14 protein-coding genes are annotated in these 12,888 nt (G+C 66.6%); all 14 read right to left on the bottom strand.

The window, feature by feature from the left end; genetic code table 11:
• Positions 1 to 15: 15 nt before the first annotated feature.
• The gene (gene recO / locus CAL11_RS06270) at positions 16 to 603 is read right to left on the bottom strand and encodes a DNA repair protein RecO (protein ID WP_015065100.1); all 588 of its coding nucleotides are present in this window, start codon (positions 601 to 603) and stop codon (positions 16 to 18) included.
• Positions 596 to 1,486, bottom strand: coding sequence for a GTPase Era (gene era / locus CAL11_RS06265; protein ID WP_003813784.1), 891 nt, complete (start codon positions 1,484 to 1,486; stop codon positions 596 to 598). Before era ends, recO begins: the two co-directional genes overlap by 8 nt.
• Positions 1,483 to 2,244 carry a ribonuclease III gene (gene rnc / locus CAL11_RS06260; RefSeq protein WP_033451324.1) on the bottom strand — a complete coding sequence of 254 codons (762 nt, stop codon included), beginning with the start codon at positions 2,242 to 2,244 and terminating at the stop codon, positions 1,483 to 1,485. The genes era and rnc overlap by 4 nt, the downstream gene beginning before the upstream one ends.
• Positions 2,245 to 2,249: 5 nt before the next feature.
• On the bottom strand, positions 2,250 to 3,134 hold the full coding sequence (lepB, locus tag CAL11_RS06255; RefSeq protein WP_086092433.1) for a signal peptidase I: 885 nt from the start codon (positions 3,132 to 3,134) through the stop codon (positions 2,250 to 2,252).
• A 22-nt stretch (positions 3,135 to 3,156) separates the two neighbouring features.
• Positions 3,157 to 4,950: a translation elongation factor 4 gene (gene lepA, locus CAL11_RS06250; protein WP_015065097.1), complete on the bottom strand. Its 1,794-nt coding sequence runs from the start codon at positions 4,948 to 4,950 to the stop codon at positions 3,157 to 3,159.
• A gap of 130 nt (positions 4,951 to 5,080) precedes the next feature.
• Positions 5,081 to 6,568, bottom strand: a complete 1,488-nt coding sequence (locus tag CAL11_RS06245) for a DegQ family serine endoprotease (RefSeq protein ID WP_086092432.1) — start codon at positions 6,566 to 6,568, stop codon at positions 5,081 to 5,083.
• Positions 6,569 to 6,605: 37 nt separating this feature from the next.
• On the bottom strand, positions 6,606 to 7,664 hold the full coding sequence (locus CAL11_RS06240; RefSeq protein WP_167382454.1) for a MucB/RseB C-terminal domain-containing protein: 1,059 nt from the start codon (positions 7,662 to 7,664) through the stop codon (positions 6,606 to 6,608).
• Positions 7,664 to 8,164 carry a sigma-E factor negative regulatory protein gene (locus CAL11_RS06235; RefSeq protein ID WP_086092430.1) on the bottom strand — a complete coding sequence of 167 codons (501 nt, stop codon included), beginning with the start codon at positions 8,162 to 8,164 and terminating at the stop codon, positions 7,664 to 7,666. Before CAL11_RS06235 ends, CAL11_RS06240 begins: the two co-directional genes overlap by 1 nt.
• Before the next feature lie 12 nt (positions 8,165 to 8,176).
• The gene (gene rpoE / locus CAL11_RS06230; RefSeq protein ID WP_003813797.1) at positions 8,177 to 8,776 is read right to left on the bottom strand and encodes an RNA polymerase sigma factor RpoE; all 600 of its coding nucleotides are present in this window, start codon (positions 8,774 to 8,776) and stop codon (positions 8,177 to 8,179) included.
• Positions 8,773 to 9,273 (bottom strand): hypothetical protein, encoded by a 501-nt coding sequence (locus CAL11_RS06225; RefSeq protein ID WP_086092429.1) that lies wholly within the window; start codon positions 9,271 to 9,273, stop codon positions 8,773 to 8,775. Before CAL11_RS06225 ends, rpoE begins: the two co-directional genes overlap by 4 nt.
• 1 nt (position 9,274) lies before the next feature.
• Positions 9,275 to 10,504, bottom strand: a complete 1,230-nt coding sequence (gene fabF / locus CAL11_RS06220) for a beta-ketoacyl-ACP synthase II (RefSeq protein ID WP_086092428.1) — start codon at positions 10,502 to 10,504, stop codon at positions 9,275 to 9,277.
• Between the two features lie 189 nt (positions 10,505 to 10,693).
• Complete coding sequence (acpP, locus tag CAL11_RS06215; RefSeq protein WP_003813816.1) at positions 10,694 to 10,933, bottom strand: acyl carrier protein; 240 nt, start codon at positions 10,931 to 10,933, stop codon at positions 10,694 to 10,696.
• Between the two features lie 184 nt (positions 10,934 to 11,117).
• A complete protein-coding gene (gene fabG / locus CAL11_RS06210; RefSeq protein ID WP_086092427.1) occupies positions 11,118 to 11,870 on the bottom strand; it encodes a 3-oxoacyl-ACP reductase FabG in 753 nt (250 codons plus the stop codon).
• Position 11,871: 1 nt separating this feature from the next.
• Complete coding sequence (fabD, locus tag CAL11_RS06205) at positions 11,872 to 12,807, bottom strand: ACP S-malonyltransferase (protein WP_086092426.1); 936 nt, start codon at positions 12,805 to 12,807, stop codon at positions 11,872 to 11,874.
• Positions 12,808 to 12,888: the final 81 nt, after the last annotated feature.

Here is a 12,888-nt window from a genome sequence, read left to right as displayed (position 1 = left end):
TAGCTCCGCGCCGCGCTACAGGCGCTGCAGCTCGAGCAGCACCTTGCGCGTGGACAGCGGCCGGCCGGCCAGGTTGGCCTCCAGGCGTTCGCGCAGGTTCCGGCGCAGCGCCGGTTCGATGCCGGGATCGTTGAAATCGGGCTCGGCCTCGTCCAGGCCATAGCCGGTCTCGCGCAGCAGGATCCACTCGAAGCGCCGCAGCGCCCCGGCCGCGCGCGAGCCCGCCGACAGCTGCGTCAGCGCGGTGTCGTAGGCATCGTACAGCACCGGGTGCGCGTCCTCGCGCGGCAACAGGCGCAGCAGCAGCTCGTTCATGTACCAGGCCGACATGAGCGCCGGCCCGCCCAGCGGCCGCACCCCGGCGATCTCGGCGCGCGTCATGGTCTTGACCTCGCCGGCGCCGCTCCAGGACAGGAGCAGCGGCTGGAATGCCGACAGCACCGGGCGCAACACCGAATAGGGACGCTTGGCGCCCTTGGCCACCAGCGCGATGCAGCCGTACTCGCGCGAGAACGCCTGGACGATCAGCGAGGTTTCGCGCCACGCAGTGGCGTGGAGCATATAGCCGGGAATGTCATGGACGCGCTGCGCGCGTTTACTCATAGCCCAGGTCGCGCAGCGCGCCTTCGCGGTCGGACCAGCCCTTGCGCACCTTGATGTAGATTTCCAGGTGCACGGGCATGTCCAGCAGCTTGGCGATGTCCTGGCGCGCCTCCGTGGCGATGCGCTTCATGTGCATGCCGCCCGCGCCCAGCAGGATGGGCCGGTGGCTTTCGCGCTCGACCACCACGCAGGCGGCGATGCGCACTCCCCGCTCGGTTTCTTCCCACTGCTCGATGACCACGGTACAGCCATAGGGCAGCTCGTCGCCGACCAAGCGGAAGATCTTCTCGCGCACCAGCTCGGCCGCGATGAAGCGCACCGGCCGATCGGTCAGGGTGTCCTCCTCGAACATGGGATCGCCTTGCGGCAGGCCGGCGGCGATCTCGTCGAGCAACTGGTCCAGCTGCTGGCCCTTGGTCGCGCTCACCGGCACCACCGCGTCATAGGCATGCAGCGCCATCAGCTTGCTGACGAACGGGAACAGCTCGTCGCGGTTCTTCAGGGCGTCGATCTTGCTGACCACCAGGATGCTGCGACGCGACTTGGGCAGCAGGGGCAGCAGCTTGGCGTCGCCCTCGGACCACTTGCCTGCCTCGACCACGTGCACCACGACGTCGACGTCGGCCAGCGCCTGCGTCACGACGCGGTTCATCATGCGGTTCATGGCGCCGCCGTGGCGGGTCTGGAAGCCCGGCGTATCGACGAACACGAACTGCTCGTGCTCGCGCGTGAGCACGCCATGGATGCGATGGCGGGTCGTCTGGGCCTTGCGCGACACGATCGATATCTTGGTGCCGATCAGCGCGTTGGTCAGGGTGGACTTGCCCACATTGGGGCGGCCGACGATGGCGACAAAGCCGGCGCGAAATTGCGGATTGCTCATTTAACCTCTTGGGCCACTGCCACGGGCAGCGACAATTGCGCGGTCTTGCGGGCCTTGCCCGACTTGCGCGCGGCACGCGCCGCCGGCAGCACGGCCTGGGCCGCCTCCAGGGCGACCTTGGCGGCGGATTGTTCGGCGGCGCGACGGCTGGCGCCCGGCGCCACGACCTTGATCTCCAGCGCCGGGATGGCGCATTCGACCTCGAATTGCTGGCTGTGCGCGGCGCCATGCGTGGCCACCACGGTGTACAGGGGCAGCGCCAGCTTGCGGCCCTGCAGGAATTCCTGCAGCAGCGTCTTGGCGTCCTTGCCCAGCGTCTTGGGATCGACATGCGCCATGACGGGCTGGTACTGGCGCACGATGACCCGGCGCGCGGCCTCGAAGCCGGCATCCAGGAACACCGCGCCGAACAGCGCCTCGACCGTATCGGCCAGGATGGAGGGGCGGCGAAAGCCCCCGCTCTTGAGCTCGCCCTCGCCCAGCCGCAGGTATTGCGACAGGTCCAGCCGCTGGGCGATGTCGGCCAGCGAGGCCTGCTTGACCAGGTTGGCGCGCAGGCGCGACAGGTCGCCTTCGTCCAGCTTGCCGTAGCGCTCGAACAACATCGCCGCGACGACGAAGTTCAGCACCGAGTCGCCGAGAAACTCCAGCCGCTCGTTATGGCGCGCACCGTGGCTGCGGTGCGTGAGCGCCTGCTCGAGCAGTGCCTTGTCACCGAAGCGGTGATCGAGGCGGGTTTCCAGCGTGGCAAGGGACATAGCGGTCAATGGAAGCGGCCAATGCGGCTCAAGTCGCTGAAGTTCATCCAGACAAAAAATGCCTTCCCCACGATATTACCGTCTGGCACGAATCCCCAGTAGCGGCTGTCCGCACTATTGTCGCGGTTGTCGCCCATGGCGAAATAGTGGCCGGGGGGGACGGTACAGCGCACGCCATTGCGGGCGTACTGGCAGTTCTGGATGTTGGGGAATTTCCAGATCGGGCCGAAATCCTGCATTTTTTGCTCATCAAGCAGGATTTTATGCTCCACTTCGCCCAGTTTTTCCTTGTACTGCGCAATATAGGACACCCGATCGGGTTCGAAATAATCCCCGTCGCGCTCATGCGGCACCAATTTTCCATTGATGTACAGCTTCTTGTCCAGGTAGGCCACCTGGTCGCCCGGCAGGCCCACGATGCGCTTGATGTAGTCGACATCCGTATCGACGGGGTAGCGGAACACCACCACGTCGCCGCGCTGCGGCGAGCCCGTCTCGATGATCTTGCGGTCGACGATGGGCAGGCGGATGCCGTAGCTGAACTTGTTCACCAGGATCAGGTCGCCCGATTGCAGCGTCGGCAGCATGGAACCCGACGGGATGCGAAACGGCTCGACCACGAACGAGCGCAGCACGAACACGAACAGGATCACCGGGAAGAAACTGACCGCGTACTCGATCCACCAGGGCGCGCGGCGCGCCGCGTCGATGGCCTCGCGCCGCTCGCGGCCCGCCTGCTCGGCATCGGCGATGCCGGCGGCGTCCACCTGCGCGGCCGCCGCCTGGGCTCGCCGTTCGCGGCGCTTGCGCAACAGCGCCAGATCCAATCCCCAGATAACGCCGGTAATCACCAGCAGAACAAAAAGTATCAGGGCAAAGTTCCAACTCATCGGGTAGGTCGCCTATCTGGTTCTATTTGTCTTCGACTTGCAGGATGGCGAGGAACGCCTCTTGCGGGATTTCCACGCTGCCGACCTGCTTCATGCGCTTCTTGCCGGCCTTCTGCTTTTCCAGCAACTTCTTCTTGCGCGAGATATCGCCGCCATAGCACTTGGCCAGCACGTTCTTGCGCAGCGCCTTGACGTTCTCGCGCGCGATGACCTCCGCGCCGATCGCCGCCTGGATGGCCACGTCGAACATCTGCCGCGGGATCAGGCCGCGCATGCGCGAAACCACCTCGCGCGCCCGGTAGCGCGCATTGTTGCGGTGGGCGATCATGGCCAGCGCGTCGACACGGTCGCCGTTGATCAGCAGGTCCACCTTGACCACGTCGGCCGAACGGTATTCCACGAACTCGTAGTCCATCGAGGCATAGCCGCGCGACACCGATTTCAGTTTGTCGAAGAAATCGAGCACGATCTCGGCCAGCGGGATCTCGTAGGTCAGGTGCACCTGGCGCCCGTGGTAGCTCATGTTGAGCTGGACGCCGCGCTTGTTGTTGCACAGCGTCATCACCGGCCCCACGTATTCCTGGGGCATGAACAGCGTCACCTTGACGATGGGTTCGCGGATATCGGCGATCTTGGCGATTTCCGGCATGCGCGACGGGCTTTCGATGGTCACGACCGTGCCGTCGCGCTGTTCGACCTCATAGACCACCGACGGCGCGGTGGTGATGATGTCCATGTCGAACTCGCGCTCCAGGCGCTCCTGCACGATTTCCATGTGCAGCAGGCCCAGGAAGCCGCAGCGAAAGCCGAAGCCCAGCGCCTGCGACACCTCGGGCTCGAACATCAGCGCGGCGTCGTTGAGCTTCAGCTTCTCGAGCGAATCGCGCAGCTGGTCGTACTCGGAGCTTTCCACCGGGTACAGGCCGGCGAACACCTGCGGCTTGACTTCCTTGAAACCCGGCAGCGGCTCGGCCGCCGGCTTGCCCGCCAGCGTGATGGTGTCGCCCACCTTGGCGTGCTCCAGTTCCTTGATGCCGGCGATGACAAAGCCCACCTCGCCGGCCGACAGCTCCGGCCGCGGCTGCGACTTGGGCGTGAACACGCCGATCTGCTCGCACAGGTGCGTGGCGTGGGACGCCATCAGCAGGATCTTGTCCTTGGGCTTGAGCACGCCGTTGACGATGCGCACCAGCATGACCACGCCCACGTAGTTGTCGAACCACGAGTCGATGATCAGGGCCTGCAGCGGCGCGGAAGGATCGCCCTTGGGCGGCGGCACGCGCGCCACGATGGACTCGAGGATCTCGTCGATGCCCATGCCGGTCTTGGCGCTGGCCAGCACCGCCTCGGACGCGTCGATGCCGATCACGTCCTCGACCTCCTGGCGCGCGGCTTCCGGATCGGCCTGCGGCAGGTCCATCTTGTTGAGCACCGGCAGCACTTCCACGCCCAGTTCGATGGCCGTGTAGCAGTTGGCCACGGTCTGGGCCTCGACGCCCTGCGAGGCGTCGACCACCAGCAAGGCGCCTTCGCAGGCCGATAGCGAACGGCTGACTTCGTACGAGAAATCGACGTGTCCGGGAGTATCGATCAGGTTGAGGTTGTAGACCTTGCCATCCTGCGCCTTGTATTGCAGGGACGCGGTCTGCGCCTTGATCGTGATGCCGCGTTCGCGCTCGATATCCATGGAATCAAGCACTTGCGAGGACATTTCGCGTTCGGCCAGCCCCCCGCAACGGTGGATCAGGCGATCGGCGAGCGTCGATTTACCGTGATCGATATGGGCGATGATGGAGAAGTTGCGGATATGCTGCATAGTGATTAATTAGGGACAGAGCAAACCGGCGTATCGGTCGGACCGCGCCTTACGCGGGCGAGCCAAAAACAAGGGGGCGCCATGCGCCCCCTTGTTGCGGCAACCAGCCATTTTAGCCGGTTATTGAGCGCTATTTGCTGGCCGGCTGCACCGCGACCCATTGGGTCTGGTCGCCGCGCCGCACCAGCAGGCCGGCGGCCTTTTTCTTGTCCAGGCGCGACACCAGCTTGTTGAACTGGGCCGCGTCCGTGACGTCGGTGTCGTTGACCGCCAGCACGATGTCGCCCTCCTGCAGGCCGGCCTGCGCGGCCGCGCCCTCGGCCACGCGCACCTGCGCCCCGCCCTTGATGCGCAGCTTGCGCTGCATATCGGACGGCACGTCGACGACGCCCAGGCCCAGGTGGTTCTCGGCCGTCGGCTCGGCCTGCTTGCCCTCGTCGGCGGTCGCGGCGCTGCGGTCGGACTTCAGCTCGGCCACCTTGACCGACAGGGTCACGTTGCGGCCCTTGCGCCAGACGTCCATCTTGGCGCTGGTGCCCGGCTTGGTCTCGCCCACGATGCGCGGCAGGTCGGACCAGCGCTTGATGGGTTCGCCGTTGAACTTCAGGATCACGTCACCGGGCTGCACGCCGGCCGACTCGGCCGGACCTTCGGTCTCGACGCTGCTGACCAGCGCGCCTTCGGCGCGCGGCAGGCCGATGGCGTCGGCCACGTCCTTGCCGACCTCGCCGATCTGCACGCCGATACGGCCGCGCGTCACCTTGCCGGTGGCCCGCAACTGGTCGACCACGCGCATGGCCTCGTCGATGGGAATGGCCAGCGAAATGCCCATGAAGCCGCCGCTGCGCGAAATGATCTGCGAGTTGATGCCCACCGCCTCGCCCTGCAGGTTCAGCAGCGGCCCGCCCGAGTTGCCCGGGTTGACGGCCACGTCGGTCTGGATGAAGGGCAGGTATTCGCCGGTATCGCGGCCTATGGCGCTGACGATGCCCGAGGTGACGGTGGAGTCGAGGCCGAACGGCGAGCCGATGGCCAGCACCCACTGCCCTTTCTTCAGCGTCTTGGGGTCGCCGATGGTCAGCGGCGTCATGTCCTTGGCGTCGATCTTGATCAGCGCCACGTCGGTGCGATCGTCCGAACCGATCACCTTGGCCTTGAACTCGCGTCCGTCGGTAAGCGTGACGTAGATGTCGGTGGCATCGCTGATCACGTGGTTGTTGGTCAGGATGTAGCCATCGGCCGAGATGAAGAAGCCCGACCCCACGCCGCGCGGGATGGTGCGTTCTTCAGGCTGGGGCTGCGGCTGCTTGCGGCGTTGGCCGGGCGCCGGGCCGGGCGGCTGGAAATCGGGGCCGAAGAACCAGCGGAACAGTTCGTACGGATCGTTGCCGCCGCCCGGGCCGCCGCGCACCGGCACGGTGGCCGTGGTGCGGATGTTGACGACGGCGGGCTCGACTTTCTCGACGATCCCGGTGAAATCGGGTAACGCCACCGCGGGGGGGGCGACCTGCGTCTGCGCCTGGGCTTGCGTGCCCGCGGCGGTTACTGCCATGAACGCGACCAGCGCGGCCGCGCCGAAGCGCCGGAAAAAAAGGTTCGACACTGTAATTGCTTTCATAGAGAGCTCCGAAAAGACCCCAGTACCCTTTGCGGGCTTATTGTTGTTTGGCCGTGTCCACCGGCACATATTCGGTGGTTTCGGCCAGTTGTTCCAGCGTGCCGGCGGGGACTTCGCCCAGCGCCGTCAGCCAGAAATCGGCGATGCGCGTACCGTAGATATTGATCGCGCCGCGCCGGGCCAATCCCTCGGGAGGATGCGCGTGGCGGCGCGAATCGTACGGTTCGATGAATACGGAAATGGCGGCCAGGCCATCGGACAGCACCAATTGGCTGACAGTGGCCGGCCCCATGGAGCGCGCCACCTGCAGGACCGCCGAGAACCCCTTGGGCGCCGTGATGCGCCAGCCCTGCGCGGCCAGGTCGACCGGCTTCATGACCGGCTCGAGCACGCGCCAGTCGCGCGTGCTCCAGCGCGAAGTCAGCATGGCCGGGTCCACGTCGCCGCCCAGGCGGATCGAGGTGAACGATACCTGCTCGACCACCCGGCGCGCGGCATCCAGCGTCTGCGCCTTCAGCAGCAGATTGGTGGCCACGTCGGCGCACAGGCGATAACCGTAGCGCAGCGCATCGCGCGGCTCGACGGTGATCAGCCGGCATTGGCGGTCCGCGACGCGGTGCAGCTGCGATTCGGCCTTGATATGGTAGTTCTCGGCCAGTCCGGCCGGGTCGCCCAGCAGCAGGCCGGGGAAGCGGTCGCCGCGGCGCCGCTCCAGCAACACCGTCTTGCGCTCGGGGATGAGGCACTGCACGTCTTCGTTGTGACGCAGGTATTCGCGCGGCTGTCCGTCGAGGATCTCGAGGCGCTCGCGCTCGCCGGTGCCGTCCAGCACGTGCACCAGGCGCGAGGACTGGATCGACTCGCCCTGCTGGTACATGAACACGCCGGCGTAGTCCTGCTTGCGGGCGGCCTGCTGGATGCTGGAGAGCAGCAATACCGGGTCTTCGGGCACCGCCGGCGCGGCCGCCCGGACCGGCCGTGCGTAAAGGGCCATCAGGCCCATCAGCACCGCCATTGCCGCCAGGCTGGCCGTCTGTCGCTGTCGCCACGTCATGCGCCCCGATGCGGGCCGGCGCATGTAAAGCAACGGTGTCATCAACGTCCTGCTCCGGCGTCGAAGGATACCTGGCGCACGGCGCTGGGGCCCGCCACCTGGCGATGCGCTTCGAGGTAATCGCGCAGGCCCGCGTCATCGCCCGCCGAAGCCGGCGTCGCATCGGCCAGCACCCGCGTTTCACCCGCTGGCGCGCCCGTGATGTAGGGTTGCGCGACCCAGGCCACGGTGGCCACGGCGGCCGCCACGGCCAGCCCGGACAGGCCCAGGCGCAGGGGCGAGCGGCGCCGCGGCGCCGCCACGATGGGCAGCTCGGCCTCCAGCGCACGGGCCAGGCGGGCCTGGAACTGGGCGCTGGGACTGACTGCCAGGTCGGCGTTGCGCAGGGCGTCGCCGATCAGATGATATGTATCCCAAGTCTGGCGCCCATGCGGGTGCGACATCTCGGGGAAAAAGTCCTCGGACCCTTCGCCGTCCATCCAGGCGGAAACCGACTCCTCCCAGGAGGATTCGGCGGTCAGGGACTTGGCTGCGGTTTGCATGACTGCCACTCCTTACCAGCGACGCTCGGCATCGGTGTCCAGCAAAGGGCGCAACCGACTGGCAATGGCCTCGCGCGCTCTGAATATGCGCGAACGAACCGTGCCAATCGGGCAATCCATGCTCTGGGCGATGTCTTCGTAACTCATACCTTCAATCTCACGCAGGACAATGGCGGTGCGCAATTCCTCGGGCAACTCCTCGATGGCCGCGTTCACCGTTTCGGCGATCTCGCGGGTTGCGGCCATGGATTCCGGCGTGCTTATGTCGGTTAGGTTGTCGGTTTCGTTAAAAGTTTCACCATCTTCGGTTTCAATTGCATTGGGCGCGCTCGGACGACGTCCGGACGAGGCCAGCCAATTGCGGGCCGTATTGATGGCAATACGATACAACCAGGTATAGAAGGCGCTGTCCCCGCGAAACTGCGGCAGGGCCCGGTACGCCTTGATAAAGGCTTCCTGCGCGACATCCTCGATTTCGGCCGGATCGCGGATCATGCGCGCCAGCAGGCGGAGGATCTTGCGCTGGTACTTCAGAACCAGCAGATCGAAGGCTTTCTTGTCGCCACGTTGTACGCGCGCGACAAGTTCGGCGTCGACATCGCGTTCGCTCATGACGCCCCCCAACTCGTCGCCGCCTGCGCCTGCGCCGCTGTCGCCAGCAGGCGCAGGCGGCGCCAGTGCCCGGGCGGCAATGCCGGCCGCCAGACGGTGCAGATAATTTTGCTATTTGTAACCCGAGACCCCGCCTCGGCGTCAAGCCCGAGCTCCAGGCGCAGCCACAGCGGCCCCTGGCGGACGGCCAGCAGGCGGGCTTTCATCCAGCCACGCCCGCCCAGCACGCGCCAGCCGCCCGGCGCGGGCGCCGCCCACAGGGCCGGCGCGCCGCCGCGGCCGCCACGCAGCCACAGCAGGCCGCCCAGCGCGCCGGCGGCGACAGCCAGCATGCCCGCGGGCAGCGGCGCCAGCCATTGCAGCTGAACGAGCGCCACCGCGACGCTGCCGGCGGCCGCCAGCATGGCCAGCCCCCCCAGCGCCGTCGCCAGGGCCGGCACCTTCACCGGCAAGCGCAGATGCCAACGGTTATCGAAAATACCGCCGTCCGGGTTCAACTCAAACCCGGCGAACAGCCATCGAACCGTTGGTGCCGCCGAACCCGAACGAATTCGACAGGCCGATCTCGATCTTCATGGGCCGCGCCTCGTTGGCGCAGTAATCCAGGTCGCATTCCGGATCCTGGTTGAAGATGTTGATGGTCGGCGGCGAAATCTGGTGATGGACGGCCAGGGTCGTGAACACGGCTTCGATCCCGCCGGCGGCGCCCAGCAGGTGCCCGGTCATGGATTTGGTCGAGTTCACCACCAGTTTGGAGGCATGGTCGCCGAAGGCCAGTTTCAACGCGTCGGTTTCGTTCTTGTCGCCCAGCGGCGTGGACGTGCCGTGCGCATTGACGTAGGACACCTCGTCGGCATTGATGCCGCCGTTGCGCAGCGCATTGAGAATGCCGCGGCGCGGGCCGTCCTTGTCGGGGGCGGTGATATGGTGCGCGTCGGAACTCATGCCATAGCCGGCCAGTTCGCCGTAGATGCGCGCGCCGCGCTTCCTGGCATGCTCGTACTCTTCGAGCACCAGCACGCCGGCGCCTTCGCCCAGCACGAAACCATCGCGGTCGCGGTCCCAGGGACGCGAGGCGGTGGCCGGATCGTCATTGCGCGTCGACAGCGCGCGCATCGCGGCAAAGCCGCCGATGCCCAGCGGCGAGACGGTCGATTCGGCGCCGCCGGCGAGCATGACGTCGGCATCGCCGTACTCGATCAGGCGCGCGGCATCGCCGATGCAGTGCAGACCGGTGGTGCACGCGGACACGACCGCGTAGCTCGGGCCCTTCATGCCATAGGCAATGGAGAGCTGGCCGGAGATGAGATTGATCAACGACGCGGGCACGAAGAACGGCGAAATGCGGCGCGGTCCCTTGGCCAACATCTCGGTCTGGGTTTCTTCGATGCGCGGCAGGCCACCGATGCCCGACCCGACGATCACGCCAATGCGCTCGGCATTGGTTTCGGTGACCTCAAGGCCGCAATCGCGCCACGCCTGCATACCCGCGGCCAGGCCGTAATGGATGAAGGTATCCATCTGGCGGGCTTCCTTGGCGGGCATGTACTGGGTGACGTCGAAATCCTTGACCTCGCCGGCGATATGCGTCGTCAGCGGGGTAGGGTCGAAACGGGAGATGCGGCTGATGCCGGAACGTCCGTTGACGATATTGTCCCAGGCGCTGGCAATGTCGTTGCCCACGGGGCTAACGATACCCAGGCCGGTGATGACGACTCGTCGCTTCACGGAAGACTCCTCAAACAGACAAAATAAAGGCGGTTTTCGGGAAGCACTGCGCGCGCGGACCGCAAGACCACGGGAAGGCCGTTACTTCCTCCCCGCACGCGGACCGCACGGCATTCCTGAAACCGCCCCGATTCCCTGCGCCGCCCCGAAGCATTCGATCCGGGCGCGCGGGAGGATACAGGCTTTAGCTTACTGCTTACCGTGCGAATTGATGTAGTCAATCGCTTGCTGCACGGTCGTGATCTTTTCGGCCTCTTCGTCGGGGATCTCGGTCTCGAATTCGTCTTCGAGCGCCATGACCAGTTCGACCATGTCGAGCGAATCGGCACCGAGGTCGTCAAGGAAGGAGGACTCGTTCTTGATCTCGGCTTCGTTCACGCCAAGTTGTTCAGCGACGATCTTCTTGACGCGCTGTTCGATGCTTTCCATGCAGATCTCCAATTGGGAAAAATCCCGCGAATTATAGCCAAGCGCAGAGGAATGCAAACGCCAGGCCGTGACAAAAATAACACCGCATCCGTTCCAGCCCCTTCCGGGCCGCTATCCGGACGTGCTCGGCGTTTCCACAGAAACGCGCGGCCGGGCTTGGATGGGCCGCGCCGCGCGCTTCTCACTATTGCATATACATGCCGCCGTTGACGTGCAGCGTGGTACCGGTAATGTAACCCGCCTGCGGCCCGGCCAAAAAGGCGACCGCATGGGCGATGTCGGCCGGCGCGCCCAGGCGGCCCAGCGGAATCTGCTGCAACAGCGCCGCCGTCTGGTCTTCGCCCAGGATACGCGTCATATCGGTATCGATAAAGCCGGGCGCCACGCAGTTGACGGTGATGTTGCGGCTGCCGAGTTCGCGCGCCAGCGCGCGCGACATGCCCGCCACGCCCGCCTTGGCGGCGGCGTAGTTGGCCTGGCCGGCGTTGCCGCTCGCCCCCACCACCGACGTGATATTGATGATCCGGCCCCAACGGGCCTTCATCATGCCGCGCAGCACGGCGCGCGACAAGCGGAAGACCGACGCCAGGTTGGTGTCGATGACGGCCGACCAATCGTCGTCCTTCATGCGCATGGCCAGCGTGTCGCGCGTGATGCCGGCGTTGTTGACGAGGATGTGCGGGCCGCCGCCTTCCTTGCCGAGCTGCTCGATCAGCGCCTCGCAGGCCTGGGCATCGGTCACGTCCAGCACCACGCCCCGTCCGCCATGGGCGGCCAGCGCCTCGGTGATGGCCTGGGCACCCGCCTCGGACGTGGCCGTACCGACCACCGTGGCGCCGCGCGCCGCCAGTTCCTGGGCAATGGCGCGGCCGATGCCGCGCGTCGCGCCGGTCACCAGCGCGATCTTGCCCTGCAGTTCCGTGGAGGTTTTTTCCATATCAGCTCCCGTTTACAGCCGCCAGCGCCGCTTCCAGCGAGGCCGGGTCGGTGATGGCGATGCCCGTCAGGTCGGCATCGATGCGTTTGGTCAGGCCGGTCAGCACCTTGCCCGGACCGCATTCGATCACGTGGGTAACGCCAAGTTCCTTCATGGCGCGCAGCGTCTCGACCCAGCGCACAGGGTGCCATGCCTGGCGCACCAGCGCGTCGCGGATGGCCGCCGGTTCGGCGGGCGTGGCGACGTCGACGTTGTTGATCACCGGCACTTGCGGGGCGGACACCGCCACGCCGGCCAGCGCGCCCTGCAGCACATCGGCGGCAGGCTTGAGCAGGCTGGAGTGAAACGGCGCCGACACCGGCAGCAACAGCGCGCGCTTGGCGCCGGCCGCCTTGGCGGCCTCGCAGGCGCGCTCGACCGCGGCCTTGTGGCCCGCGATGACGACTTGCGCCGGCGCATTGAAGTTGACGGCCTCGACCACCTCGCCCTGGGCCGCCTGCCGGCAGGCCGCACGCACGGCGTCGTCGTCCAGGCCCAGCACCGCCGCCATCGCGCCGGCGCCCACCGGCACCGCTGCCTGCATGGCGTCGGCGCGCACGCGCACCAGGCGCACGGCATCTTCCAGCGCCAGCGCGCCGGCGGCGGTCAGCGCGGCGTATTCGCCCAGGCTGTGGCCGGCCATCACGGCGGGCATGGGCCCGCCCGCCGCGCGCCAGGCGGCAAAGCAGGCCGCGCCGGCGGTCAGCATGGCCGGCTGGGTGTTGGTGGTGAGATTGAGTTGTTCGGCCGGGCCTTGCGCCATCAGGGCGCCCAGGTCCTGGTCCAGCGCGGCGCCGGCACGCGCCACGACGTCGGCCACGGCGGCATTGCCGGCCCATGCATCGAGCATGCCGACAGATTGGGAGCCTTGACCGGGAAAGACAAACGCCAGCTTCATGATTGTCCCTAGACAGAATTCGGTATGGAGGAATGGCGGCGGGCGCGGCCACGCACAGGCGCGCGCGGCGCGCCCTTGCGC

The sequence above is a fragment of the Bordetella genomosp. 6 genome, from assembly GCF_002119705.1.
Lineage (GTDB): Bacteria > Pseudomonadota > Gammaproteobacteria > Burkholderiales > Burkholderiaceae_B > Bordetella > Bordetella bronchiseptica_F.
This window is presented reverse-complemented; position numbering and strand designations above follow the sequence as displayed.